Source organism: Bradyrhizobium sp. STM 3566 (assembly GCF_045571445.1).
In the GTDB taxonomy this organism is placed as follows: Bacteria; Pseudomonadota; Alphaproteobacteria; order Rhizobiales; family Xanthobacteraceae; genus Bradyrhizobium; species Bradyrhizobium vignae.
On sequence record NZ_CP120692.1, the window covers coordinates 1,333,935 to 1,360,165 of the forward strand.

Here is a 26,231-nt window from a genome sequence, read left to right on the forward strand (position 1 = left end):
CGAGGAGAGAGTGGCGAGTCGTGGCGGTAGCGGCGGTGCGCTCGCCCTCTTCTGCTTGCGGGAGAGGTCGGCGCAAAGCGCCGGGTGAGGGCTCTTTCCTCTAGGGGATTGTCCCGTCGCGGAGAGACCCTCTCCCCAACCTTCCCCCGCAAGCGGGGGACAGAGCGCACCTGTCGCTTGGCTCGCGCCTCACGCCGCAACGCGCTCGCGTCCATCGACCAGCGCCCCCAGCTCCCTCACATCAGCGATCACGCGGACGGCCATCGGCTCGTCGCGGCCGCGGATTGCGACCTCCTGCTGCGGCAGGGCGTCCCCTGCAAGGTCCGCGGTGCGGCGGACCTCCTCCGAGACGATGGCCTCGCAGGCCAGCGTCTTGGTCATGTCCTGCAGGCGGGCGGCGACGTTGACGGCATCGCCGAGCGCGGTGAAGACGATGTGATCGCGATAGCCGATGTCGCCGATGATGACCTCGCCGCCATGGATGCCGATGCCGAAGCGGATCGGCTGGCGCAGATCGTGGCTCAAGAGCGCGTTGAGCTCGTCGATATGCATCGCGATGCTGCTGGCAGCCTTCAGCGCCTGCCGGCAGGCGGTCGGCGGATCGGCCGACAGCCCGAAAAGCGCCAGCATGCCGTCGCCGACGAACTGGTTCGGCTGCCCGCCGCTCTCTATCACGGCCTGCGAGACCGCGCCGAGGAAGCGGTTGACGATGAAGACCGTGTCGAACGGCAGCCGCTTCTCGGCGAGCTGCGTCGAGCCGCGCATGTCCACGAACAGGCTGACGAGATAGCGTTCCTGGCCGATGCGCGCCGGCGTCGAGGCCTGTCCATCCGCCGCATGCGTGTGGGGCGTGAAGAGCTGGAAGAAAGAGAGGTCGCAGTCCGGACGCAGCTGGCACGCAAGTCGGATCGACGGATCGGCGGTGCCGACGCGAGCGAGCACGAAGGCCTCGCGCTGCGATGGCTGGGGCAGGGCGCCATGGTCGCCGATGATGCGGATGCGGCAGGTCGAGCAACGGGCGCGGCCGCCGCAGACGCTGGCATGTGGCACGTTGTGGCGCAGACTCGCCTCCAGCACGGAGAGACCCTTTGGCACGCGCACCGTCTTGCCATTGCCGTAGGACAGGACAATCGTGCCACCGCGCCGTTCGCGCCAGGCGCGCACGCCGCGCGCCGCCAGCGCCAGTCCCAGCAACCCGAAATATCCGACGGTGAGGCCGCCGGTGATGCGGTCGAGCGTGTCGGCCTCCGCGACGCTGCCGACCTGGCGACGTGCGAGGTTGTGCGTGCGCCATTCGCCGTCGTCGGCCTCGAGTTCGACGCTACGGCCGCCCTGGTAGATGCCGAGCAACGACAACGTCGGGATCAGCACGGCGGCCGCGAGCAGATAGGGCGCCGCGCGCGTGAAGAACGGCTTGAGGCGAAGCCAGAAATAGATGCCGATGCAGCCGTGCACCCAGGCGATGAGAAGCAGGATCGTCATCTGCCAGAGCCGGCCCGGCGCCGCGACGAAGAACAGGTAGAGCTCCTGCGGATAGAGCTTCTGGTGTCCGTACAGCGTCTGGCCGAGGCGCACGCCGATCACATGCGCCATCACGAGAGCCGGAATGCTCAGTCCCAGCACGAGCTGCAGCGGCTCGATCGTCCGCCAGCGGAACTGCCGGCGCTGATACAGCGCGTAAATCCCGAGCCCCATATGGGTCAGCGCGGCCGTGTAGAACACGATCGCGACCGGCAGGAACTGCCAGAACAGGGTGTGGTAGTAGACCCCGATCTCCATGGCATCGACCGAGATGTTGCCGAGCGCATGGTTGAGGAAATGGCTGACCACATAACAGAACAGGATGATGCCGCAGATGAGCCGCACCTGCCGCGCGCTGGTCGCGCGGACGAGTTCGGGCATATGGACGGGAGCGGTGGCCATGATTCGGTTGTATCAGTTCATCGAGAAGAACAGCCAGCGTAGCGTTTAATTCCCCCCGCGGACAGCTCGCCCGATCACATGCGCGGCAAGCCGCCACCGTCGTCCCGGACAAGAGGGCCCCAGGCGCGTGCCGACCCAGGACCCATAACCACAGGATCGGCTTGCGCGCGAGCTGGCAACCGCGAGCCTTCGCCAAACTCCTCGCTGTGGTTATGGGGCCCGGATAAGCGCTCGCTCCGCGCGCTTGTCCGGGACGACAGCGCGAATGGGCTCCCCGCATTGACTCCCCCTCCCAGGTTGGCGAAAAGCGCGGCCGTGACGACAGCCTCTGACATCATCAAGCCCCTCCGCGGCGGCGCGCGCCGACCTCTAGTCATGGCGGCAGTGATCATCGCCGCGATGACCGTGCTCCGCATCGTCTATGCCTGCGCGATCGAGCTGCGCACCGATGAAGCCTATTACTGGACCTGGTCAAAGGAGGCTGCGCTCAGCTTCCTCGATCATCCCCCGGGAATCGCCTGGCTGATCCGTTTCGGAACCGCGATCTTTGGCGACACCACTCTCGGCGTTCGCTTCGGCGGCATCGTCGCGATGCTGGTGATGCAGCTGCTGCTCGGCGACCTCGTCCGCCGCCTCACGCATGATACGCGTGCGATTGTGGTCGCCGTGCTGATGCCGGAGGCTGCGCTCTATTACGGCCTGTTGATGGCCAAGGTCGCGCCCGATGTTGCGATGATTCCGTGTGCAATGGCGATGGTTTGGTCGCTGGTGCGGCTGGCGCAGAGCGGCGATGGCCGCTGGTGGCTCGCGGCCGGCCTGTTCGCGGGCCTCTCGGTGCTGTCGAAATTCACCGCGATCATGTTCGCACCCGCAGTGGCTGCCTTCCTGCTGGTGCCGGACTGGCGCTGGCGTTGGTTGCGCAGTCCCTACCCTTACCTCGCCATGCTGGTCGCGATCGCCGCGTTCTCGCCGGTGCTGATCTGGAACGCACAGCACGACTGGGCCTCGTTCCGTTTCCAGGGCGTGCGCGCCACCGCCAGTTACGGCATCTCGCTGCGCACGATCGGCGACTACATCGGCCTGCAATTCGGCCTGGTCGGCTTTGTCATGCTGCCGGTGGTGCTGACGGGCCTGGTGTTGACGGCGCGGCGCGGCTATCGCATGCACGAGCCGGTCGCGATCCTCTTGTCCACCGCGGTGCTGGTGCCGTTTCTCTATTTCCTCGTGAAATCGCTGACACTTCGCGTCGGCGACACCTGGCCGATGTTCATGTGGCCGGTGGGCTTTGCGGCCGCCGCGGTGAACCTCGCCACGATGACGAAAGAGGGCTGGTCGGCCCGAATGCTCAAATCGACACTGGTCTGGGTCAACACGGCGATCGTCTCGGGCATCGCTTTCGTCGTTCTCGTGTTTCTCTATTACGTCGTCGCGCCCTGGAATCTGCTCGGCAAGATTGATCCGATCGGCGCCGAGGCCGGCTACGAGCAGGTCGCCGCGCGCGCGCAGGCTGCACTCGACGAGACCGGCGCCACCTGGATCGCGACCACCGACTATCGCACCTATGCCATGATGCGCTGGTTGTTCCGGGGCCGTGTGCCCGTGATCGAGCTCAACGAGCGCGGCCGCTTCCAGGATTTCCGCGATCCCGGCATGGACAAGATCAGGGGACATGCGGGGATCTATGTCGGGCGCGAACCGGACGATCGTTCGTCGCTGTGGGAGCGTATCCCGGCGAAACGCGAGCAACTTGGCGAGGTCGAGCGCCGTTGGCGCGGCCTCGTGATGGACACTTATGTGCTGGAGAAGCTGACCGGCTGGACCCCGGAGCTCTCGCCGCCGAAGGACTCGCCGCTATTCCAGTGGAAGGTGCTGGCGGGAGAAACCGAAAAGCGGGAGCGCGCCTAAAGCGCGATGAGATTTGGATGAATCGTCATCGCGCTTTAGCTTGTTGTTTACGCATGATCTTTCCGGAAAACCGCTTCGCACTTTTCCGGATCATGCTTTAGCGCGGCATGCTCCGAACTTCCTTCTCCTCTTGCAAGGGGAGAGGGTGCAGCCAGCACGTGCCGCGAAGAAACTACTCTTCCCCGTCCTTCTTCCGCAAGAGATCCGTTGCCAGATCCGACAGTTTCGGCGGCGGCAAGGCCGCGAACGGCAGCGGCCGCGTCACGTCGATCGCGGCCAATCCCAGCCGCGCCGTCAGCAGCCCGTTCAGCACGCCTTCACCCAGTCGCTGCGACAGCTTCGCCGCGATGCCGTGGCCGAGCATCTGCTGCACCAGGCTGTCGCTCGCGGCCATGCCGCCGGTGATGGCGAGATGGGCGATGACGTGGCGGAGCAGGCGGATCATGCCGAGTGCGCCGGGACGACCGCCATAGAGATAGGCGAGTTGGCGGATCAGGCGCAGCGCGGCGACGAACACGAACAGCACGTCGATCGCGGCGCGGGGCGAGACCGCCGTGACGATCGAGACCTTTTGTGCCGCTGACGAGACCAGCCGCCGCGCCTCGGCATCCAGCGATGACATCAACTCGCGCTCCGCGAGGCGGATCATGTCGGCGCCGTCGATGATCTCGCCGGCATGGCTTTCCAGCGTGGCGCGGGCGCGCGCCAGCTGCGGGTTCTGGTGCGCGATCTTGAGCAGGTCCTGCACGATGACGCGGCTCTCTTTCCGGTCGTCGCTGGCCAGCACCGCGGCGGCGCGCTGATGCAGCTTCTCGATGGTCGCGAGGCGGGCCAGCCCGAACGCCTCGCGCCCGATCACTACGGCGAGCGCCAGCGCAGTGACGAAGGCGAAGGCAAGGCCGATGAAGCCGAGGCTTTCGCTGCGCGCAAACAGATCCTCGATCAGACGGATCACGCCAAGCCCGGTGCCGAGCAACGTCAGCCCTGCGAGGCCGGACCAGAACAGCGTGCCCCAGGGAACGCCGCGCCGCGCCGGCAGCGCAGCTTCAACCGGCACCGGCAGCGCCATGAGATCTGGTTCCGGCGTGATCTGGATCGTGTCGCGACCGATCCGTCCCGCTTCATCGGCCTCGGTGACGAGGACGCCGGGATCGTCGAGCCGGAACGTCGCCGGCCGCCGCGGCTGGGATCGGTCGTTCATGCGAGCTTGTCTCCGATCAGGAACTGCAAGGCACGGTCGAGGCGGATGTGTGGCAACACGGGCTCGTCGTTGCCCGCGCGTTCGAGCTTCGGCGGGCGGAAGCGCAGGAAACGGAAATCGCTCCTCTCGGCGGCCTCTGTCGCGAGCCCGCGGAACGCATCGGTGCCGCGGAACAGCGGCTCGGGATCGTCGGGCAGATCACCCGGAAAGGTCGCAACCTCCGTGTTGCCGTCGAAGAACTCGCCGCCGGCACTTTCGCCCGCGGCCGGCGTTCCCAGGATCGACGGCAGTTTATCCCGGCCACGCGCCACCTGCGCCTCGCGCGTGGCACGCACGGCGGCGAGCGCCACCACGTCGATCGCCGCGCCGGTGTTTTCCGCCCGCGCAACGGCACGGGTGACCGCGCGGCGCAGCACGGCCTCGAGCCGGTCGTGACTGGAATGATGCAGATGATCAGCCTTGGTCGCCGCGAACAGGATGCGGTCGATGCGCGGCCGGAACAGGCTGGAGAGCAAGGTGCTGCGGCCGATGTTGAAGCAGTCGAGAATGCCGGCGAGCGCGGCCTCGAGGTCGTGCAGCGCCTCGGGGCCGGAGTTGAAGGCGGCGAGCGCGTCGGCCAGCACGATCTGGCGATCGAGCCGCGCGAAATGATCGCGGAAGAACGGCCGCACCACGACGTCCTTGTAGGCTTCGAAGCGCCGCACCATCATCGCCCATAGCGATCCCTCAGGCGCCTGCCCGCCGGCGGGCGCATCGAGCGGCGCAAAGGTCAGCGCGGGTGAGCCTGCGAGATTGCCGGGCATCAGGAAGCGGCCGGGCGGCAACAGGCTCATCGCAAACCGCTCGTCGCGGCAGGCGCGCAGATAATCGGTGAAGAGCTTTGCGGCCGTCAGCGTCGCCTGCTCGTCCTCGCGCGCTTGGGGCTTGAGCGTTGCGAGATGGGTGTGCCATTCGGTCGCGAGATGCGCGCGCGGCGCTTCGCGCGACAGCGCCAGGCTTTCGGCGGACCATTGCTCGTAGCTCTTCTGGAGCAGCGGCAGGTCCAGCAGCCATTCGCCGGGATAGTCGACGATGTCGAGCGTCAGCGTGCGATCGGCGCCGGTCGGGCGCTGGTAGTTGATAACGAGCCTGAGCTCGCTGATGTCCACGGTCGAGTTCGGCCAGCGCCGTTCCTCGACCAGCGCGCGCAGATGGTTCTCATAGGCAAAGCGCGGCACGGCATCATCAGGCTGCGGCGCCAGATGCGCCCGCGCGATCCGACCCGAGTCATAGGCTTCGAACACCGGAAACCGGCCGCCGCGCGTCAGCCCATGGATCAGCGCGGTGATGAATACGGTCTTACCGGCGCGCGACAGGCCGGTGACACCAAGCCGCACCGTCGGATTGAAGAAGTGCTCGCCATAGTCGATCAGCGCCCGCGCCGACAGCCGCGCCTCCTCGACCATATCCTGGAAACTGAATGCCATATGAACGTGAGGGGATCTCGGGCGAGGGATACGCAGAACGGATTAGTCACAAAAGTGGCAATTGCCTGAGGAAAATCAAGCTTTCATACTTCCACCGCCTTTGTCGGCAAATCAGCCGTTTGAACGATACGCCGATCCCGAAAGACCCATGCAAGAGGGCATTGCCACGCTTTGCGGATTGCCATGACCGTCTTCCAAATGAAACAGTTCGCGTCCGATTCTGTCCACGCTGCAGCCGACGCGATCGGCTGGAACTACGACCGCGCCGAGCTGATCGCCGACGGCATCATCCATGCGATCGGCGTGCTCTCCGGCATCATCGCCGCGACCGTCCTGGTGGTGCTGGCGGCGGTCTATTCCGATGTCACCGACATCGTCGGCGTGTCGATCTATGTCGCTGGTCTGCTCTCGATGCTGGTGCTGTCGGCGACCTATAATCTCTGGCCGGTGTCGCCGGCCAAGTGGCTGCTGCGGCGGTTCGACCATTCCGCGATCTACCTGCTGATCGCGGCGACCTACACGCCATTCATCCTGGAGCTCAAGGACAGCGCGTTCGCGCTGGTGCTGCTCGCCGGCGTCTGGTGCGCGGCGATATCAGGGATCGTGCTGAAGCTGCGCTATCCCGGCCGGTTCGACCGAGTCGCGGTCGGCATCTACCTCGCGATGGGCTGGAGCGGCATCATGCTCTACGACGCCGTGGTCAGGGCTCTCCCTGCGCTGGCGCTCGGCTTCATCTTTGCGGGCGGCCTGCTCTACAGCTTTGGCGTGATCTTCCACGCCTGGCGCCGGCTGCGCTTCCAGAATGCGATCTGGCACGGCTTTGTCTTGGCCGGCGCGGCATGCCATTATACCGCGGTGCTCGACCTCGTGTTGAGCTGACGAGGACCCGCGACGCGGAATGAGCGGCGCGATACAAAGCGGTACAAGACAAGAGGAGACGTCGCATGCAGGTGACCGGCAAGGTCGTGGTCGTCACGGGCGGCGCAAATGGCATCGGCAAGGCGCTGTGCGAGGCCTTTCACAATGCGGGCGCGGCCAAGGTCGTCGTCGCAGACATGGACGCCGCCAATGCGAGGGCGGTCGCGGCCATGGTCGATGGCGCCGCCTTCAAATGCGACGTCGCGCAGGAAAAGGACATCGCCCACGTCATCGAGGAGACCGAGCGGCAGTTCGGCCCGATCGAACTGTTCTGCTCCAACGCCGGCATCGGCGGCGGCTTCGATCCGATGTCGGAAAATGCCGGGGGCGCCTCGGATGAACCCTGGCAGCGCAGCTGGGCGATCCACGTCATGGCGCATGTCTATGCGGCGCGGCATCTCGTCCCCCGTATGAGGGCCCGCGGCGGCGGCTATTTCCTCAATACCATCTCGGCCGCGGGCCTCTTGTCGCAGGTCGGCAGCCCGGCTTACTCGACGACCAAGCATGCCGCGGTCGGCTTTGCCGAGAATCTCGCGATCTCGCACAAGGCCCACAACATCAAGGTCTCGATCCTCTGCCCGCAGGGCGTCGACACCAACATGCTGCGCTCCATCCCCAAGGGCCCGCAATCCGGCGACGGCGATCTCACGCCCGAGCAAGTGGCGAAAGACGTGCTCGCCGGGCTCGAGCAGGAGACATTCCTGATCCTGCCGCACCCTCAGGTGCTCGGCTACATGCGCAAGAAGACCGAGAACTACGACCGCTGGATCGGCGGCATGGCCAAGATCCAGGCCAAGATGCGAGAGGAATTCGGCAAGTGACCGCCACACCTGACGTTGTCATGCTCCGCGACCCGGCTACGCCAAGGCTTCGCCGGCGTTGAGGCCCAGGGGCGCCGAAGCTTTAGCGAAGGCGGCAAGGGGGCCATCCAGTACGCCGCGACCTATCGATTGAAACGTTGACGCCTCGGAGTACGAGATCGCCCGGAAGCCGGGCGATGGCACGGAGAGTGTGGCTAGCCCACGACCTCATCCTCCATCCGGCTCGCCCGCAGCGCCCGCGCATAGAGCATCATGCCTTCGCGCACGGTGCGCTGCTCGGCTGGCGTCAGCGCCGCCAGTGCGCCGCGCACCTGCTGACGGCCGAAGGCGTGCAGCGCCTCCAGCGTGCGACGGCCCTTCGCCGTCAGCGATAGCAGCTTGCTGCGGGCATCAAGCTCATTTGTGGTCTCCCGCAGCTCGCCGCAATCGATCAGCTTGCGCACCAGGCGGCTGACGCTGGATTTCTCCAGGCGCAGGCAGTCGCCGAGTTCGCCCGAAGTCATCGGGCCGCGGATGCCGAGCTCCAGGATGGTGTGGACCGCCGAGGGCGGATAGTCCGATGCCGCCACCGTCGCGTCCATGAAACCGAGCTCGCGCACCATCAGGCGCGAGGCGGTGCGGATGTCGTCGATCAGCGAAAGCTCGGCCATCCCTTGACTCCCGGCATATAGTTGTATCATACAACTATATGCGCGCAACGCCGCGCGCAAGCGTTTTGGAGTGGACGATGAGCGGAACGTTGCCAACCGGGATGCGGATGACAGGCAAGGTCTGCCTGGTCACGGGCGGCGGCAGCGGCATCGGCCGCGCCACGGCGCTCAGGATGGCGGCCGAGGGAGCCGAAGCGATTTTCGTCGCCGGCCGGCGCGAAGCCGAGATCGACGCCACCGCCTCAGCATGCCGCGAGCGCGGCGTGGAGGCCGTCCCGGTCAAGACCGATATCACGCAGGAGGATGACGTCGCACGGCTGGTGCGCGCGGCCGTCGAGCGCTGCGGCCGGCTCGACGTCGCCTTCAACAATGCCGGGTTCCAGGAGCGCCGCGCGCCGCTGGAAGAGCAGGGGACCGATATCTACGACAGCGTGTTCGACACCAATGTCCGCGCGCTGTTCCTGTGCTTGCGGCATCAATTGCCGGCGATGCTGGCGAAAGGCCGAGGCAGCATCGTCGTCAACGCCTCGGTCAGCGGCATGCGCAATCCCAATCCCGGCTTCTCGCTCTATTCGGCCTCCAAGGCCGCTGCGATCTCGCTGACGCGTTCGGCCGCGATGGAGAACGCTCCGCGCGGCATCCGCATCAATGCGATCGCGCCCGGCCGCGTCGTCACCGACATGATGCTGCGCGCCGGCGTCGGCGATGTCGCAACGGTCGGCGCCGGCCTGCCGCTGCGGCGGATGGGCCGCCCGGAGGAAGTCGCGGAAGCCGTGGTGTGGCTGTCGTCGGATGCGTCGTCGTATGTGGTCGGCCACGTTCTGGCGGCGGACGGGGGATTTTTGGCGTCGTAGTATGTTGGTCGGTGGCACGGCAAACTCGATGTCGTCCCGGCGAACGCCAGGACCCATAACCACAGGACGTAATTTTGCGAAGACAGATAGTTGTTCTGTCCCACGGTACTGATACCTGCGCTGAATCGATAGATCACGCGGTACGGGTCCCGGCGTTCGCCGGGATGACAACTCAGTGCTTTTGCCCGTACAGCACCGGCACCGCGGAATCCACGACGACCTCGACAAGGCTCGTGCCCTCGAACGCCATGCCGCGCTTCAGCGCCTCGCCGAGCTCTGCAGCCTTCGTCACCCGCACCGCATCGCAGCCCATGCCTTCGGCAAGCCGCACGAAATCGATTCCCGGCAGTTCCAGCCCTGGCACGCCCCGCACCTGCATCACCTGGCTGAACGAGCGCATCGCGCCGTAGCCGGAATTGTTGATGACGACGACGGTCAGCGGCAGTTTTCGTTGCACGGCGGTCCACAGCGCCTGGATGGAATACATCGCCGAGCCGTCGCCGATCAGGCAGACGGTGCGCTGCTTCGGCTTGCCCAGCGCCATGCCGACGGCAGCGGGCAGGCTATAGCCGAGCCCGCCGCTCGACATGGTGTAGAAACTGTCCTGGCCGCGCATCGGCAGGAATTTTTGCATTGCCGGCCGGTGCGAGGGCACTTCCTCGACGAGTGATGCGTCTTTCGGCATCGCCAACGACAGCGAGTGCAAGAGGAATTCGACCGGCAGCGGATCGGCAGCCTGCGGCGCCGGCGGCAGCGTGCGGCCTTTTGGCGCCGCGCGTTTGCTCTCCGGCAGTAGGTCGAGCAGCATCGAAAGTGCCGGCTTCATCGTGGCGATGATGCTGGTGCCGACCGGTGTCACCGCGGCGGCATCCGCGTCATCCGTGATCTGGAAGATGGTCGCACCGCCGTCGAAGATCGCGGCATGGCCCTCGACATGGAAGGTGAACACCGGCGCGCCGATCACGACGACGAGGTCGTGCTCGCGCAGCGCGTCGGACAGCTGCGCCGGCGAAGCGTGCAGGAAGCCCGCAAATTGCGGATGCCGCTCCGGGAACGAACAGCGCGCCGAGAACGGGCTGACCCAGACGCTGGCCTTGGCCTTCTCGGCCACACGCACCATCAGATCGACCGCACCGGCGCGGTCGATGCCGGGGCCGACGACGAGGGCAGGGTGCTTTGCGGAGCCGAGCGCTGTGACCAGCGCCCTCATCGCGTCAGGCTCTGGTCCGATCTCCCGGCTCACCTTGCGCGCCTCGATCGGGGTTGTGGCGTGCGCCCAGTCGTCGATCGGGATCGACACGAAGGTTGGCCCGCACGGCGGCTGCATCGCGGTGTAATAGGCCCGCGCGATCGCGGCCGGCACGTCCTCGGGCCGCGCCGGCTCGACGCTGTATTTGACGTAAGGGCGCGGAAACTCCGACGCGCGCTCGGCATAGAGGAACGCCTGCAGCGGCAGGATCGAGCGAGCCTGCTGGCCTGCGGTTATGACGAGCGGCGTCTGGTTGCGGTGCGCGGTGTAGATGTTGCCGAGCGCGTTGCCGACGCCTGCCGCCGAATGCAGGTTGACGAATCCGGCATTGCGCGTCGCCTGCGCGTAGCCATCGGCCATGCCGACCGCGGAGGCTTCCTGAAGCGCCAGCACGTAGTCGATGTCATCGGGCCAGTCGCTGAGGAACGGCAGCTCGGTTGAACCGGGGTTGCCGAACACCCTGTCGATGCCGAACGAGCGCAACAGGTCGAGCGTCGCCTGCTTCACGGTGACGGACTTGCTGCCGGTCTTGCCGTTCTTGGCCATGGTTTCCGTCCCTATTGTTTATGGAAGGTAGCAGCCTCACCCGTCATTGCGAGGAGCTCGCGACAAGATTGCGTTGCAATTTTGCGCTGATGCGACGAAGCAATCCAGACTGTCACCGCGGAAAGATTCTGGATTGCTTCGCTGCGCTCGCAATAGAGGAGGAGGCAGCAGCGTATCACCACACCGCCGTGCCCTTCATCGTCGGCTGTCCTTCCGCGTTCGCGGTCCACAGTTCCATGCCATCAGCGGTCTCGTTGGCGTTGACGGAGAACTCGGTGCCCTCGAACAGCGGCTGGAGCCCGCGATAGGTGAACTTCTTCGGCGCCCTGCCGCTGCGCAGCTTGGCGGCCATCTCGATGATCAGTGCCGCCTGCAGCGGGCCGTGGAAGATCAGGCCCGGATAGCCCTCGACCCTGGTGACGTAATCGCGGTCGTAATGGATGCGGTGGCCGTTGAAGGTCAGCGCGGAATAACGAAACAGCAGCACGGGATCGGAGACGTGGGTCTCGCGATGCTGTGCCCTGGGCGGCGGAGGCGGCGCCTTGGCCGTCGCGGGCGCGCTGCTCGTCATCTCGCGATAAACGATGTCCTGCCGCTCGCGGATGGCGATGCCGCGTGGGCTGGAGATGCTGTGCTCGACCGAGACGAAGCAAAGCGTGCCGGTCGAGCCCGTCTTCACCTGCACGTCGGCGATGCGCGAGGTCCGCGTCGATTCATCGCCGACCCGCAGCGGCTGCAAGAACTCGATCTCGCCGCCGGCCCACATCCGGCGCGGCAGCGGCACCGGCGGCAGGAAGCCGCCGCGGGTCGGGTGGCCGTCGGGACCGAGCATCGACATCGGAAACACCGGCTGCGCCATGCACCAGTGCACCGTGAAGGGTGCGGCATCGCCCGTCTTGGGCTCGCCGACGTCCTGGAACAGCGTCGCGCGCAGGCCCTTGACGAGCTGCGCGGTGACGATGTCGGTGGCCTCGGTGCTGCGCCCGATCCACTGCCGCAAATGATCGATGTCGAGCTTTTCGGTCATGACGCCTCGCTCTGTTACTTCTTGGCTGGTTTCTCGCCGATCGCGGGCACGGCGCCATAGCTGCGTGTCTCGCCGACGATGATCGGCGCCGGCGCAGGATAGCTGACACGGCCGTTCGGCGTATCGATCTCGATGCGGCGCAGATGCGGATGGTTGGTGAGGTCGGCCATGGTGTTGACCTCGGCGAAGGCAATGTCGGCGTCCGACAGCCGCTTCAAGAGCTCGTCGCGCGTCATCCTGCCGAAGATGTCGGCGACGGTCTTGTCGGTGAAGTCGCGGTTGCGCACGCGCTCGACCATGTTGGCGACGCGGGAATCGGCGGGCAAATCGGGCTGATCCAGCACCTTTGTGCATAGCGTCTTCCACTCGCGCTCGCTCTGGATCGAGATCAGAATGTCCTTGCCGTCCTTCGAGGTGAACACGCCGTAGGGAGCGATCGAGGGATGGCGCAGCCCCATGCGCTTGGGCGGATTGCCGGCCTCCGCATTGAGCAGCGGCACGGTGCACCAATCCGCCATCACGTCGAACATGGAGATGCGGATGTCGCAGCCCTTGCCGGTGCGGCCGCGCGCGATCAGCGCTTCCAGGATCGCCGCATGGGCCGTCGCGCCGGTTGCGACGTCGACGATCGACATGCCGACGCGCGAGGCTCCGTCGGGATTGCCGGTAATCGAGGCAAGGCCGCTCTCGGCCTGGATCAACAGATCATAGGCCTTGCGGTGCGCGTAGGGGCCCTCGTCGCCATAGCCGGTGATGGTGCACGAGATCAGCTTGGGATAATCCTTCAGCAGCCGCTCGCGCGAGAAGCCGAGCTTGTCCATCGAGCCGGGCTTGAGGTTCTGGATCAGCACGTCGGCGCTCGCGATCAGCGTCTCCAGCTCGGCGCGGCCTTCCTTCGTGGTGAGGTCGACCACGACCGACTGCTTGCCCCGGTTGAGCCAGACGAAATAGCTGCTCTGCCCCCTGGCCGCCGCATCATAGCCGCGGGCGAAATCGCCTTCGGGCCGCTCGATCTTGATCACCTCCGCCCCGGCATCGGCCAGGCGCGAGGAGCAGAACGGTGCCGCCACGGCCTGCTCGACCGCAATCACCCTGATCCCGTCAAGTGCTCCCATGATGTTGCCTCAGTACGAGCGGGGCATGCCGAGCACATGCTCGGCGACGTAGGACAGCACGAGATTGGTCGAGATCGGCGCCACCTGGTAGAGCCGCGTCTCGCGGAATTTGCGCTCGACGTCGTATTCCTCGGCAAAGCCGAAGCCGCCATGGGTCTGGATGCAGGCATTCGCCGCCTCCCAGGACGCGTCCGCCGCCAGCATTTTGGCCATGTTGGCCTCCGCGCCGCAGTCGAGCCCGGCCTCGTATTTGCGCGTGGCTTCCTTCACCATCAGCTCGGCCGCGCGCATCGAGGCGTAGGCCTTGGCGATCGGGAACTGGATGCCCTGATTTTGCCCGATCGGCCGGCCGAAAACGCTGCGCTCCTTGGCGTAGTTCGTCGCCTTGGCGATGAACCATTTGGCGTCGCCTACGCATTCGGCGGCGATCAGGATGCGCTCGGCATTCATGCCGGAGAGGATGTAGCGAAAGCCCTTGCCTTCCTCGCCGATCAAATTCTCCGCCGGCACCTTCATGTCGGTGAAGAACACCTCCGTGGTGGCGTGGTTCATCATGGTGCGGATCGGGCGGATCTCGAGGCCATTGTTCTTCGCCTCGCGCATGTCGACGATGAACACGGATAGGCCGTGCGTGCGCTTCTTGACCTGTTCCTTCGGCGTGGTGCGCGCCAGCAGGATCATCAGATCGGAATGCTCGGCGCGGCTGGTCCAGATCTTCTGGCCGTTGACGATGTAGCTGTCGTTGCCGTCCTTGCGCGCGAAGGTCTTGAGCGAGGAGGTGTCGGTGCCGCTGGTCGGCTCGGTGACGCCGAAGGCTTGCAGCCGCAATTCGCCGCTTGCGACCTTCGGCAGGTACTTTGCCTTCTGCTCGGCACTGCCGTGCCGCAGCACGGTGCCCATCGTGTACATCTGGGCATGACAGCCGCCGCCATTGCAGCCGGCGCGCTGGATCTCTTCCAGGATCGCGGCCGCAGCCGAAAGCTTCAGCCCCGCGCCGCCATACTCTTCCGGAATCAGCACCGAGAGATAGCCGGCCTCGGTCAGCGCATCCACGAACGCCTTGGGATAGGCCATCTCGCGATCGAGCTTGCGCCAATATTCGCCGGGAAACTGCGCGCAGAGCTTTGCGACGGCCTCGCGAATATCGGCGTAATCTTCGGTGTGGTGTTCTTGACTCATGGCGTTTCCAATTCTTAGCGGCAGTTAAGATAACGCCGGCCAATCCCCTGGCGTTGTGAAAACAACGCCCGCCCCCTATGCTCATTTGTTATAGCGTATGGAGTAGCCTTCCAGGATTGGCAAGCATGGATTTCCGGCAGCTCAGGACCTTCAGTTGCGTGGCGGAGCTCGGCAGCCTGTCCAAGGCCTCCGACACGCTGCGCGTGGCGCAGCCGGCACTCAGCCGGCAGATCAAGCTGCTGGAACACGAGCTGCGCACCGAATTGTTCACCCGCAACGGCCGCGGCATGGTGCTGACCGAGGCCGGGCGGCTGCTGCTGGCACGCACCTCCGGCATCGTGCGGCAGATCGACCAGATCCGCGACGACATCCAGTCGTCCAAAGGGCCGCCGTCCGGGCAAGTCGTGCTCGGACTCGTTCCAACCGTGAGCTGCGTGCTGTCGGCGCGCTTTGCGCGGCGCTGCGTCGAAAAGTTTCCCGGCATCTCGCTGCGCATCGTCGAGAGCTACAGCGGCCATCTCGTCGAATGGCTGCATCGCGGCGAAATGGATCTCGCCATCCTCTACGGCCGCTCGGCTGATCTGCATCTCACCGTGCAGAGCTTGGGCCGCGACAACATCGTCGCCGTCGGCCCGCGCGGCTGCGGCCTTGCGCGCAAGAAGAGCGTCGACATCGGCTGGCTTTTGCGGCAGCGGCTGGTGTTGCCCAGTCATTCCCACGGCCTCCGCGCCCTGATCGAGCACGCCGCCGCCCAGCGCAAGATCAAGCTCAACGTCCAGCTCGAGGCGGACTCCTTCCGCGTACTGACGAGCCTCGTCGAAGAGGGGCTCGGCTTTGCGCTGCTGCCGCCCTCCTCCGTCCACGGCGAGGTCGCGGAGGGGCGGCTGGAAACCGCGCCCGTCTCCAAGCCGATGACGCGCGAGCTCATTTTCGCATCTCCAATCGACCGCCCGGCCTCGACGGCGTCCCTCGCCATCACCGCGCTCCTGCGCGAGGAGGTCGCCGCCTGCCGCAAGGACGGCGTGTGGGACATCAAGTTGAGTTAGATGCCGTGTCGTAGAACAGTTGGGCGTCGCCTTGCCTTCGCATCTGGCGCGAGCTGACATGCCGGAATTTTATAGCTGGGACGCCAGTTCCTGGAGCATTCGGAGCGCGCTCGCCATCTCACCCTCGGCGTCATTGCCCGCGAAGGCGGGCAATCCTGTATTCCAGAGGCCGCGCGGCCAGAATCGAGAAGCCGCGGCGTACTGGATGCCCCGCCGTCGCGGGGCATGACAGCGGAGGTTGAGGAGGCTGGTTTGCCCCAAGGCAGTCCGATGAGGAGCCTACCCCGGAATCCTCACCGGCAGCGCCTCATATCCCTTGATGAAGCTGGAATAGATTCGCTTGGGCTCGCCGACCACCTCGATGCGGTCGAACCGCTTCAGCATCTCCTCCCAGACGATGCGGAGCTGCAGTTCGGCGAGCCGCATGCCGACGCAGCGGTGGATGCCGAAGCCGAAGGAGAGGTGGGTGCGCGGGCGCGGGCGGTCGATGATGAACTCGTTCGGCTTCTCGAACATCTCGTCATCGCGGTTGCCGGAGACGTACCACATCACGACGCGGTCGCCCTTCTTGATCTGCTTGCCGCCGATCTCGGTATCCTGCAACGCCGTGCGCCGCATATGAGCCAGCGGCGTCTGCCAGCGGATCACCTCCGGCACCATGGAATCGATCAGCGCCGGGTTGGCCCGCAGCTTGTCATACTGCTCTGGGTTCTCGTTCAGCGCCAGCACCGAGCCGGTCATGGTGTTGCGCGTAGTGTCATTGCCGCCGACGATGAGCAGGATGATGTTGCCCATGAGATTGTCGGGATCCATGTAGCGCGTCGCCGGGTTGTGCGCCATCAGCGACAGTAGATCGTTGCGCGGCTCGGAGTTGACGCGCTCGTTCCACAGCTTCGACATGTAGGCGTAGCACTCGTCCATCTCGCGGCGGCGTTCCTCGGCCGAGGCGACGATGCCGCTCTTGGGCAGCGCAGTGGAGACGTCGGACCAGCGCGTCAGCTTGCGCCGCTCCTCCCAGGGGAAGTCGAACAGGGTGGCCAGCATCTGCGTCGTCAGCTCGATCGAGACGCGCTCGACGAAATTGAAGGTCTCGTTGCGCGGCAGATTGTCCAGCACGGTCTGCGAGCGCTGGCGGATCAGTTTTGCCAGCTCGTCCAGATGCTGAGGGGTGAACATCGGCGACACCGTCCTGCGCTGCGCCGAATGCCGGGGCTGGTCCATCGCGATGAAGCTCGGCCAGTCGTAGCCTTCCGGCACGTCGCGGATCGAGATGCCGCCGAGCGTCGAGTCCGAGGAGAAGATGCCGTGATTGGTGTCGACATGCATGATGTCGTTGTATTTGACCACCGACCAGTACGGCTCGATCGGCGCGTTGGTGCAGTAATGCACCGGCTCTTCCTTGCGCAGCCGCTCGAACCAGGGCCACAGCGTGTCGTCCTGGAACAGCCTGGGCGCACCGGGGTGGAATTGCGACAATGGCGTCGCATAGGCCTCTTCGCGCGCCCTGCGCAGGCGTTCGGCTTTGTCCACTTTAACCGGCGCTTGGATGTTCATGGTCGTGGCTCCATCGAAGATGCACTCCGGGTGAGGGGGACTCTCTGCGAGTCCGCCTCTCAGCGTATTCGCGGAGAAGAGCCCCTCATCCCGACCCTTCCCCCGTAAGAACGGGGAGAGGGAGTTTTCAGTTCTCTCACGCCGCAATCTTCACCGGCAACGCCTCCAGCCCCTTCACGAAGCTCGAATAGACCCGCCTGGGCTCGCCGACCACATCAATATGGTCGAAACGCTTGAGGATCTCCTCCCAAACAATCTTGAGCTGGAGTTCAGCAAGCCTGAGGCCCACGCAGCGGTGGACGCCGAAGCCGAAGGAGAGATGCGTGCGCGGGCGGGCACGGTCGATGATGAAATCGTAAGGCTTTTCGATCGCCTCTTCGTCGCGGTTGCCCGAGACGTACCACATCACGACCTTGTCACCTTTCTTGATCTGCTTGCCGCGGAACTCGAAGTCGGAGAGCGCCGTGCGCCGCATATGCGCCAGCGGCGTCTGCCAGCGGATCACCTCGGGCACGAAGCTGTCGAGCAGATCAGGATTGTCGCACAGCTTGCGGTATTGCTCCGGATGCTGGCTCAGCGCGAGAATCGAACCCGACATGGTGTTGCGGGTGGTGTCATTGCCGCCGACGATCAAGAGGATGAGATTGCCGAGGAAGTTCTTCGCGTCCATGTCACGCGTGGCGGCGCCATGCGCCATCATCGAGAGCAGATCGCTCTTCGGCGGCTGCGCGATGCGCTCCTTCCACAAACGCGAGAAATACTGCGCGCACTCGGTCAGCTCGGCCTGCCGCTCGTCCTCGGTCGCGACGAGACCCTCGGGCCCGGGAATGGTGGTGGCGATGTCCGACCAGCGCGTCAGCTTGCGGCGGTCCTCCCAGGGGAAGTCGAACAGCACCGCGAGCATCTGCGTGGTGAGCTCGATCGAGACGCGGTCGACCCAGTCGAACACCTCGCCGCGGGGCAGGTTGTCCAGGCACTCGGCCGAGCGCTTGCGGATGTTGATGGCGAGGTTGTCCAGATGCGTCGGCGTGAACATCGGCGCCACGGTCTTGCGCTGCGCCGCATGGCGCGGCGGGTCCATCGAGATGAAGCTCTCGCGGCGCAGATCCGGATCGATGTCGCGGATGGTGATGCCGCCGAGCGCGGAGGCCGAGGAGAACACCGCATGGTTGGTCTCGATCTCCATGATGTCGTTGTAGCGCGTCACCGACCAGTACGGGCCGAACATCGAGTCCTTGCAGTAATGCACGGGATCTTCGCGGCGCAGGCGATCGAAATACGGCCAGAACGTATCCGTCCTGAACAATTCGGGGTCACCCGGATCGAATTGCTCCAGCGGCAATGTCGACGCGCGCTCGCGAAGTGCGTCGAGCTTGGACGCGCTCTCGATGGTCCCATGCATGACCGTTCTCCCTGGGTTCTCCGCACGTCATTTTTGAATTCTGCGCTGCGGTATTTGATTTGCAATTACAGCCGGTCGCCTGCGTCGGAGCAAGGGAGAGTTTTGCCACACCCAACCCTTGCGAGAGGCGACCTGGACCGCAGGGGGATTCGCCAGCGTGATCTCCCGCACGCCCTTGGCCGAGGAATCCTGCAAGAAATCGACTGGAATCGAGGCAAATCGAACCCGACGATCTTGGGGATCGACTAACCTTTGATCTATAGTTTGATCGGATCAGGCCCGCATCCCGAGGTTGCCGCCGTGAACGACATGCAATGGGTGCCCATCGGCTCCGAACCGTTGCCGCCGCCTCTGCCGCCAACGCGAGTCGATTTCACCGGCAATCGCTCTGAGTTCCGCAAATTGGTAACGAAGGGTGCCATGCTGGAGCTCATTACCTTCGGCTTCTACCGGTTTTGGCTGGTCACCGACATCCGCCGTCATCTGTGGTCGAACACTGCGATCGACGGCGACGCCGCCGAATACACCGGGCGGGCCAGGGAACTTCTGTTCGGCTTCCTTGTCGCGCTCGCGATTCTGGTGCCGATCTACGTCGTCTATTTCCTCGTCGGCATCGAGTTCGAGCGCTGGAAGGGTTTTGCCTCGACGCCGCTGTTCGTCTCGTTTTACGCGTTCGGCCAGTTCGCGATCTATCGCGCGCGGCGCTATCGGCTGACGCGCACGGTCTGGCGCGGCGTGCGTTTCTGGATGGACGGCTCCGGCTGGGCCTATTCGTCCCGCGCGATGGCCTGGGGCCTGCTGATGTTCCTCACGCTCGGTCTGGCGCTGCCTTGGCGGGAGGCGTCGCTGGAGCGCTACAAGATGCAGCACACGCATTTCGGCGATCTGCAGGGCGATTTCGACGGCGATGGCTGGGAGTTCTTCAAGCGCGGCTGGTGGCTGTGGCTTCTCACGCCGCTCGCGCTGCTCTTCTTCCCGGCTGCGCCGTTCCTCTATGCCGAGTTCAAGGCGCGCGAGTGGCGCTGGTGGCTCAACGGCATCCGCATCGGCGACGTCGGCCTGTCCTCGGATTTGCCGCACCACGCATTCTACGGCCTGTACTGGAAAGTGATCGGCTGGTGGTTGTTGCTGACGATCATATACGGCGCCTATCTCGGTGCTGCCATCGCGATCACCGTCAAGCTTGACCTCGCGCCGTCGGCGCAGGGCGCCGCGCCTGGGGTGAACATCCCGATGCTGGTGGTGACGGTTATCGGCTATTTCGCCCTTGCGCTCGGCGCCAACATCGTCATGCGCGTCTATCTCCAGCGCGATCTCTGGGCCAAGGTTCTGGAAACCGTCGAGGTGCACAATATCGGGGCTGCGGCGGATGTGCGCGGCAGCGGTCAGCTTGCAAGCGCGCTCGGCGAAGGTTTTGCCGACGGGCTTGATGTTGCGGGATTCTGAGCTGTGACGGATGTGTTTGCCGAGGCGCCGGCACAATCTAGGAAGCCGACCATCTTCTTCGACGGCGTGTCGAGCCGCAAACGGCAGGTGATGCTGACCCTGGCTGATGGGCTCGAAATCGTCGAGGAGGACGGAGCGCACGTGCGCTGGGCCTACGCCAACATTCGCCGCGCCGATAGCCCGGCTGGCGTTTTGCGGCTGGCCTCGACGTCGGCACCGCCGCTGGCGCGGCTCGAGATCCGCGACGCCGCCCTCGCCGCCGACGTGACCGCCCGCTGCATGCGTCTCGACGAACATCAGACGTCGCGCCGCGGCATTGCAAAGATCGTCGGCTGGTCGGTCGCCGCCGCCGTCTCCATCGTCTGCGTCGTGCTGTTCGGCGTGCCGCTCGCCGCCGACCGTCTCGCTCCGCTGGTGCCGAAACCCGTCGAACGGCGCATCGGCGACGCCGCCGAAGTGCAGATGAAGGCCATCTTCGGCCGCGGTGTGTGCGAAGATCCCGCGGGCAAGGCGGCCTTCACCAGGCTCGTCAACCGCCTGCGCGATGCGGCCGGCCTCGACGACGATTCCATGACGGCCGGCGTGCTGCCGACCGCGGTGCCGAACGCGTTCGCGCTGCCGGGCGGCAAGGTGTTCGTGCTGAAGGGCCTGCTCGACAAGGCCGAGAGCCCTGACGAGCTCGCCGGCATCCTCGCCCACGAGCTCGGACATCTCAAGCATCACGACAACATGCGCGGCCTGCTCTACAACGGCGGCACCTCGTTCCTGATCGGACTCTTGTTCGGCGACGTCACCGGCTCGTCGGCCGTGATCTTCGCGTCGCGCAGCCTGGTCGAGGCCTCCTATTCGCGCGAGGCCGAGGCTGCCGCGGATACGTTTGCGATCGAGATCATGCATGCGCTCGGCCGCTCGCCGAAGCCCGCGGCCGAATTGATGTTCCGCATCACCGGTAAGGAAGGCGGCTCCACGCTCACGACGATCCTCGCCAGCCACCCGCTGACCGAGGACCGCCTCAAGCGCATGAGCAGAGAGGATCGGCCCGCCAGCGGCCCGCCGCTGCTGACTGACAAGGAGTGGCGGGCGCTGAAGGGCATTTGCGGCAGCGGGAAAGTTTAGCTATCGCGTCCCGTAGGCGCGGTCGCCGGCGTCGCCGAGGCCCGGAAGGATGAAGCCGTTCTCGTCGAGACCTTCGTCCACCGCGGCTGTCCAGATCGGCACATCGGGATGCAATCCACGCAGCCGTTCCAGCCCTTCCGGCGCTGCGATCAGGCAGGCCAGGCGAATGTCCCTGGCGCCGCGCTCCTTCAGCCGGTCGATGGCGGCGACAGCCGTGTTGGCCGTGGCGACGACAGGCGTCACCACGATGGCGAGACGCTCGCCGAGATCCGACGGCGATTTGAAGAAATACTCCACCGCGGCAAAGCTGTGCGGCTCGCGATAGAGTCCGATATGAGCGACGCGCGCGGTCGGCACTAGGTCCATCATGCCGTCGACGAAGGTGGTGCCGGCGCGCAGCATCGGCACGAACACCAGCTTCTTGCCGGCGATCTTGGCCGAGTGCATCGTCGACAGCGGCGTCTCGATGACGGTGTCGGCGAGCGGCAGGTCGCGCGTCACTTCGTAGCACAAGAGCATGCCGATCTCCTTGATCAGCTCTCGAAACGACTTGGTCGAGATGGACTTGTCGCGCACCAGCGTCAGCTTGTGCTGCACCAGCGGATGATCGACGATCGTGACGCCTTCCATGATCGAGATGCCTTTCTTCCTTCTCCCCTTGTGGGATGAGGCGGCGCGCAAGCGCCGGATGAGGGGTATCTTTCCGCGAACTCCAAATGAGAGATGTGCCCCCGGAGACATACCCCTCATCCGGCTTCGCTTTCGCGAAGCCACCCTCTCCCACAGGGGGAGAAGGTTTAAAACACAGTCCCGTCGCTGATCACCTTGAGCGGCGGCGAACCATCGGGGCGGCGCGCAAATGCGATGGCGCGGCCCGCGGCCCAGCTGCCGCCTTCCAAAATACTGGCGAGTGGCAAGGTTTCAGGGGTGCGACCGAGCTTGGCGCGCACCAGTTCGGCAAGACGATCCAGCAGCGCAACCGTCAGCGCGCGCCATTCCACGACGAGCAATGAATCCACCGTATGCGCACGCTCGGCATCCGCGGCATCGCGCAGGCGTAGCACCTCGTGATCGACGAACAGGCCGCCATTGCGGTATTCGGCAAGGCCGGTCAGCCCGTCGATGTCGGTGACGGCAAATCCGGCGCGCTGCAGCGGCTCGATCAGCGAATAGCTCAGCCATTGCGACAGCTTGTGCAGCGGCACGAGCCCGGCCGTTTCGTCGTCCGCCTTGATCGCCGGATGGCGCCAGCAATCGCCGAGCGGGACGCCCGCGACCTCGAGCCGTGACGGCCAGATCAGACCGAGCTGGTTCAGCACCGCCGACAGAATGGCGGGCGCAGCGACGGCACCGCCGACGGCTTGCGCCGCGATGTGATCGAACAGGCCGCCCGGCCGCGGCGTGTCGTGCAGGCCGAACACGTCCGCGCGCTCTGCTACCAGCTTGCCCAGATGACGCAGCAGATCGGTGCGCCCCTCCAGGCCGAGCAATGGATTGGCGTCCGTCACTTGGAAAGCGGATGTGAGTGAGGTGAGGGGCAGTTTCGCGAGCACCTCCGCGTCGACCCTGAACGGCGTCCGCGCATCGCGCGAAAAGAGCCCGTCTGCAAACATGTCGAGGCTTGCGATGGCGAGCCCCTCGGAGCGGCCGATGCTTTTGCCGGTCAGCGCGTCGCGATAGCGCCACGCCGCACCCGCGCCGGCATCGAGCAGCACGCTGACGATCGCAAGATCGAATTCGGAGCGCGCCCGCGCGGCGCGATCGGGCCATGATGCTGCCCCGGCAAGCTGCGCCCAGCGATCGACGCCGCCGAGCACAAAGTGCCGCCAGCGCGCATGGAACGGAATGTCCAGCGTCGGATAGGCTGTTCGCGTCACCGCGAGCACGGCGTCCGCGACGCCATCCATGCGGTCGAGGTCGATCGTGAAATGCTGGAGTCCGCCGGCGAGGCCAAGCTCGAGCATCTGCCCCGCCCGCGCGCGCACCGCGTTTGCGGAGAGTAGCGAGCGTGCCTGCAATTCCAAAGCGTCCGCCATCACGCGATCAGTATTTTTCCAGCGAACGGCCGACCACGCCATCGATGTCCTTCTCCGGCGCGATGTCGGTCGAGTAGTAGCCAGCGGCCTTCTTCGCGGCGATCTCGACATAGGCGTCGGCCGGAATCAGCTCCGGCGGGATCGGCACGCGCTCGACGATGTCGATACCTTGCGAGGTCAGCGCGTCGTATTTCATGTCGCTCATCGACAGGAAGCGGTCGATGCGCTTCAGGCCCAGCCAGTGGATGGTGTCGGGCATCAATTGCTGGAAGCGCGCATCCTGCACGCCGGCGACGCATTCGGTGCGTTCAAAATAGGCCGCGGCGGCATCACCGTCCTCCTGGCGCTTGCGCGCGTTGTAGACCAGGAATTTGGTGACCTCGCCGAGCGCGCGGCCCTCTTTGCGGTTGTAGACGACGAGCCCGAGCCCGCCCTCCTGCGCGCCGCGCGCGGATTCCTCGATGCCGTGGATGAGGTAGGGACGGCAGGTGCAGATGTCGGAGCCGAACACGTCGGAGCCGTTGCACTCGTCATGCACGCGGCAGGTGATCTTGGTGCGATGGTCCGGCAATTTTGTCACATCGCCGAACAGGTAGACGGTGGTGCCGCCGATCGGCGGCAAAAACACTTTCAAGTCCGGACGCGTCACGAGCTCGGGGAACATGCCGGCAGTCTGCTCGAACAGCGTGCGGCGCAACTCGGTCTCGCCGGTGCCGAAGCGGGCCGCAAGGCCGGGCAGATACCAGACCGGATCGATCGCGATCTTCACCACCGACACGCTGCCATTGGCATGCACCACCTCGCCGTCGGCGCGCAGCCGTTTTGCGGTCAGCGCCTCGCGGATCTCCGGCAGGTCCAGCCGCGCCCGCGTCACCGCGATGCTGGGGCGGATGTCGACGCCTTCGGCGATCTCCTGGCGGAAGTTTTCGGCGACGAGATGCCCCCAGGGATCGAGCGCAACGATCTTGGTGGGATCGCGCCATTGCTCGAACGGCCCGATGATTGCGGCCGGAAAAGTGTTGGTCAGGTCAGGGCGCCTGATGGGATCGAGCGCGCCGGCGGAGACGGCGAGCGCGCGGTACATCGCGTAGGACCCGCCATGGCTGCCGATCACGTTGCGATCCCCGGCGCGCGACACTGTGCCTATGATTGGCCCACGGGCGCGCGCGTCCGCAGCACCCCAATGGATCGGAAAGGCGGCCTTCCTGCCGGGCTCCGGATGGGAGGTCAGGCGGATGTGGTCGGTACGGTTTGCACGGCTCATGTCCAGGCTCCCAAAAAGCCAACGGCCCGCCGCTCGGACGGGCCTGGCTCGCTTGCGCAGCATGGCGGCAACGCAAGCTCAATCCAACATATTGTAGCGGCCAGCGACGACAGACAAGTTAATCGTGCCGGGCGGGCAGGGCCGCTTGCCACCAAATTCCCGACAGCAATGGGCCTGCAGAGTCCGCCTTCAGCGCCAGGCGCTCGCGCTGGCCGGGCTCGCCGATCTGCCGGCGCGATCGCCTTAAGCAATTGAAATATTTCTATATTTCATCTTTTCAAGGGGGCTATGCATCGTTTGGCTCGGCCAGCGTCGAATCCCGGACTAAAGGTGTCATTGGCCCAATCGCAGTTCGTTCTTGTCCTGGAGACCCCAATGCCCACCGCCAGCTATATCGACCCCCGCAACGGACAGCTCTATCCGCTCGACCAGCCGCGCTGGTGCTCGGACGAGCGCACGCCACTGCTGGTGACGCCGGGGACCGGCATCTCGCGCGAGGACATCGAAGGTCGCACGCGCTCGCTCTGGCGCTACCGGGCGGCGCTGCCGGTTGCGATCAAGCAGCCGATCACGCTCGGCGAAGGCTGCACGCCGCTGGTCCAGCAGGGCTGGGGCGAGCTGCGCCCGTTCTTCAAGCTCGAATGGTTCAACCCGACCGGCAGCTTCAAGGACCGCGGCTCTGCCGTGATGCTGTCCTTCCTGCGCCAGATCGGCATCTCAGCCATTCTGGAAGATTCATCCGGCAATGGCGGCTCGTCGATGGCGGGGTTGGGCGCCGCCGGCGGCATGCGCGTGAAGATCCTGGCGCCGGCCTCGACGTCGCCGGCCAAGATCGCGCAGGTCCGCGCTTACGGCGCGACGGTGCAACTCGTCGAAGGGCCGCGCGAGGAGTCGGAAGCCGAGGCCATCCGCCAGTCGAGTCAGACGTTTTATGCCAGCCACAACTGGCAGCCGTTCTTCCTCGAAGGCACCAAGTCGCTCGCCTACGAGATCTGGGAAGATCTCGGCTTCCGCGCCCCCGACAACGTCATCGTCCCCGTCGGCGCCGGCAGCAGCCTGCTCGGCTGCGCCTTCGGCTTCCGCGAGCTCCTGAAAGCCGGGCAGATATCGAAGCTGCCGCGCCTGTTCGCGGCGCAGCCGCTCAACTGCTCGCCGATCGATGCGAGTTTTCAGGCCGGCGTCGACACGCCCGTCGCGCGCGAGGTCAGTAAAACCATCGCCGAAGGCACCGCGATCAAGAACCCCGTGCGCCTGCGCGAGATCATCGCCGCTTTGCGCGAAAGCGGCGGCGGCACGGTCGCGCTCGCCGAGGATGAAATCGTCGCCGCCCTGCGCCGTCTTGCGCGGCAGGGGTTGTTCGCCGAGCCGACCAGCGCGAGCGCGGCCGCGGCGCTGGAAAAACTGTCCGCGGCCGGATTGATCAAGGCGAACGAGACCACAGTGGCAGTCCTCACCGGCACCGGGCTGAAGGCCGCGACCACCGTCGCGGATCTCGTGCAATAGGGCGGAGAGG

21 protein-coding genes are annotated in these 26,231 nt (G+C 65.5%); 8 read left to right on the top strand and 13 right to left on the bottom strand.

Annotated features, from left to right (window positions below; all coding sequences use genetic code 11):
* Positions 1-189: 189 nt before the first annotated feature.
* Positions 190-1,923, bottom strand: a complete 1,734-nt coding sequence (locus tag P6U27_RS06405) for an adenylate/guanylate cyclase domain-containing protein (protein ID WP_122401139.1) — start codon at positions 1,921-1,923, stop codon at positions 190-192.
* A 375-nt stretch (positions 1,924-2,298) separates the two neighbouring features.
* On the opposite strand from P6U27_RS06405, the gene P6U27_RS06410 reads away from it, so the two are divergent.
* Positions 2,299-3,828 carry a glycosyltransferase family 39 protein gene (locus P6U27_RS06410; protein WP_407193742.1) on the top strand — a complete coding sequence of 510 codons (1,530 nt, stop codon included), beginning with the start codon at positions 2,299-2,301 and terminating at the stop codon, positions 3,826-3,828.
* A gap of 172 nt (positions 3,829-4,000) precedes the next feature.
* Here P6U27_RS06410 and P6U27_RS06415 read toward each other — a convergent pair whose 3' ends face one another.
* Both P6U27_RS06415 and P6U27_RS06420 read right to left on the bottom strand, forming a co-directional pair.
* Positions 4,001-5,029 (bottom strand): YcjF family protein, encoded by a 1,029-nt coding sequence (locus P6U27_RS06415; protein ID WP_122401141.1) that lies wholly within the window; start codon positions 5,027-5,029, stop codon positions 4,001-4,003.
* Positions 5,026-6,495 (bottom strand): YcjX family protein, encoded by a 1,470-nt coding sequence (locus P6U27_RS06420; RefSeq protein ID WP_122401142.1) that lies wholly within the window; start codon positions 6,493-6,495, stop codon positions 5,026-5,028. The genes P6U27_RS06415 and P6U27_RS06420 overlap by 4 nt, the downstream gene beginning before the upstream one ends.
* Positions 6,496-6,678: 183 nt before the next feature.
* Here P6U27_RS06420 and P6U27_RS06425 point away from each other — a divergent pair, with 183 nt between their 5' ends.
* Together P6U27_RS06425 and P6U27_RS06430 are read left to right on the top strand one after the other, a co-directional pair.
* Positions 6,679-7,374: a hemolysin III family protein gene (locus tag P6U27_RS06425; RefSeq protein ID WP_122401143.1), complete on the top strand. Its 696-nt coding sequence runs from the start codon at positions 6,679-6,681 to the stop codon at positions 7,372-7,374.
* A 65-nt stretch (positions 7,375-7,439) separates the two neighbouring features.
* Positions 7,440-8,234 carry an SDR family oxidoreductase gene (locus P6U27_RS06430; protein WP_122401144.1) on the top strand — a complete coding sequence of 265 codons (795 nt, stop codon included), beginning with the start codon at positions 7,440-7,442 and terminating at the stop codon, positions 8,232-8,234.
* A 194-nt stretch (positions 8,235-8,428) separates the two neighbouring features.
* On the opposite strand, the gene P6U27_RS06435 is transcribed toward P6U27_RS06430, so the two are convergent.
* The gene (locus tag P6U27_RS06435) at positions 8,429-8,884 is read right to left on the bottom strand and encodes a MarR family winged helix-turn-helix transcriptional regulator (RefSeq protein ID WP_122401145.1); all 456 of its coding nucleotides are present in this window, start codon (positions 8,882-8,884) and stop codon (positions 8,429-8,431) included.
* 77 nt (positions 8,885-8,961) lie between these two features.
* Here P6U27_RS06435 and P6U27_RS06440 point away from each other — a divergent pair, with 77 nt between their 5' ends.
* Positions 8,962-9,738 (top strand): SDR family NAD(P)-dependent oxidoreductase, encoded by a 777-nt coding sequence (locus P6U27_RS06440; RefSeq protein ID WP_122401146.1) that lies wholly within the window; start codon positions 8,962-8,964, stop codon positions 9,736-9,738.
* A 172-nt stretch (positions 9,739-9,910) separates the two neighbouring features.
* Here P6U27_RS06440 and mdlC read toward each other — a convergent pair whose 3' ends face one another.
* The 4 genes from mdlC to P6U27_RS06460 form a co-directional block, all read right to left on the bottom strand.
* The gene (gene mdlC, locus P6U27_RS06445) at positions 9,911-11,533 is read right to left on the bottom strand and encodes a benzoylformate decarboxylase (protein WP_122401147.1); all 1,623 of its coding nucleotides are present in this window, start codon (positions 11,531-11,533) and stop codon (positions 9,911-9,913) included.
* 175 nt (positions 11,534-11,708) lie between these two features.
* Positions 11,709-12,560, bottom strand: a complete 852-nt coding sequence (locus P6U27_RS06450; RefSeq protein ID WP_122401148.1) for a MaoC family dehydratase N-terminal domain-containing protein — start codon at positions 12,558-12,560, stop codon at positions 11,709-11,711.
* 14 nt (positions 12,561-12,574) lie between these two features.
* A complete protein-coding gene (locus P6U27_RS06455) occupies positions 12,575-13,675 on the bottom strand; it encodes a CaiB/BaiF CoA transferase family protein (RefSeq protein WP_407193743.1) in 1,101 nt (366 codons plus the stop codon).
* Between the two features lie 9 nt (positions 13,676-13,684).
* Positions 13,685-14,854, bottom strand: a complete 1,170-nt coding sequence (locus P6U27_RS06460; RefSeq protein WP_407193744.1) for an acyl-CoA dehydrogenase family protein — start codon at positions 14,852-14,854, stop codon at positions 13,685-13,687.
* A gap of 125 nt (positions 14,855-14,979) precedes the next feature.
* On the opposite strand from P6U27_RS06460, the gene P6U27_RS06465 reads away from it, so the two are divergent.
* The gene (locus tag P6U27_RS06465) at positions 14,980-15,900 is read left to right on the top strand and encodes a LysR substrate-binding domain-containing protein (protein ID WP_122401151.1); all 921 of its coding nucleotides are present in this window, start codon (positions 14,980-14,982) and stop codon (positions 15,898-15,900) included.
* A 279-nt stretch (positions 15,901-16,179) separates the two neighbouring features.
* Here the strand turns inward: P6U27_RS06465 and P6U27_RS06470 are convergent, their stop codons facing one another.
* Together P6U27_RS06470 and P6U27_RS06475 are read right to left on the bottom strand one after the other, a co-directional pair.
* Positions 16,180-17,454 (bottom strand): cytochrome P450, encoded by a 1,275-nt coding sequence (locus P6U27_RS06470; protein WP_122401153.1) that lies wholly within the window; start codon positions 17,452-17,454, stop codon positions 16,180-16,182.
* Between the two features lie 136 nt (positions 17,455-17,590).
* Entirely contained in the window at positions 17,591-18,856 is a 1,266-nt protein-coding gene (locus tag P6U27_RS06475; protein ID WP_407193745.1) for a cytochrome P450, read from the bottom strand.
* A 309-nt stretch (positions 18,857-19,165) separates the two neighbouring features.
* Between P6U27_RS06475 and P6U27_RS06480 the strand changes: the two genes are divergently transcribed.
* Positions 19,166-20,302 carry a YjgN family protein gene (locus P6U27_RS06480; protein WP_174221627.1) on the top strand — a complete coding sequence of 379 codons (1,137 nt, stop codon included), beginning with the start codon at positions 19,166-19,168 and terminating at the stop codon, positions 20,300-20,302.
* Between the two features lie 3 nt (positions 20,303-20,305).
* A complete protein-coding gene (locus P6U27_RS06485) occupies positions 20,306-21,418 on the top strand; it encodes a M48 family metallopeptidase (protein WP_122401155.1) in 1,113 nt (370 codons plus the stop codon).
* On the opposite strand, the gene upp is transcribed toward P6U27_RS06485, so the two are convergent.
* From upp to P6U27_RS06500, 3 genes are all read right to left on the bottom strand, one after another.
* Positions 21,419-22,048 carry a uracil phosphoribosyltransferase gene (gene upp / locus P6U27_RS06490; RefSeq protein WP_122401156.1) on the bottom strand — a complete coding sequence of 210 codons (630 nt, stop codon included), beginning with the start codon at positions 22,046-22,048 and terminating at the stop codon, positions 21,419-21,421. It lies immediately after the preceding gene.
* 167 nt (positions 22,049-22,215) lie between these two features.
* Positions 22,216-23,454 (bottom strand): URC4/urg3 family protein, encoded by a 1,239-nt coding sequence (locus P6U27_RS06495; RefSeq protein WP_129142414.1) that lies wholly within the window; start codon positions 23,452-23,454, stop codon positions 22,216-22,218.
* A 7-nt stretch (positions 23,455-23,461) separates the two neighbouring features.
* Complete coding sequence (locus P6U27_RS06500) at positions 23,462-24,718, bottom strand: GTP cyclohydrolase II (protein ID WP_122401158.1); 1,257 nt, start codon at positions 24,716-24,718, stop codon at positions 23,462-23,464.
* A gap of 375 nt (positions 24,719-25,093) precedes the next feature.
* Between P6U27_RS06500 and P6U27_RS06505 the strand changes: the two genes are divergently transcribed.
* Positions 25,094-26,221, top strand: a complete 1,128-nt coding sequence (locus tag P6U27_RS06505; protein WP_122401159.1) for a threonine synthase — start codon at positions 25,094-25,096, stop codon at positions 26,219-26,221.
* The last annotated feature ends 10 nt before the right edge of the window (positions 26,222-26,231 follow it).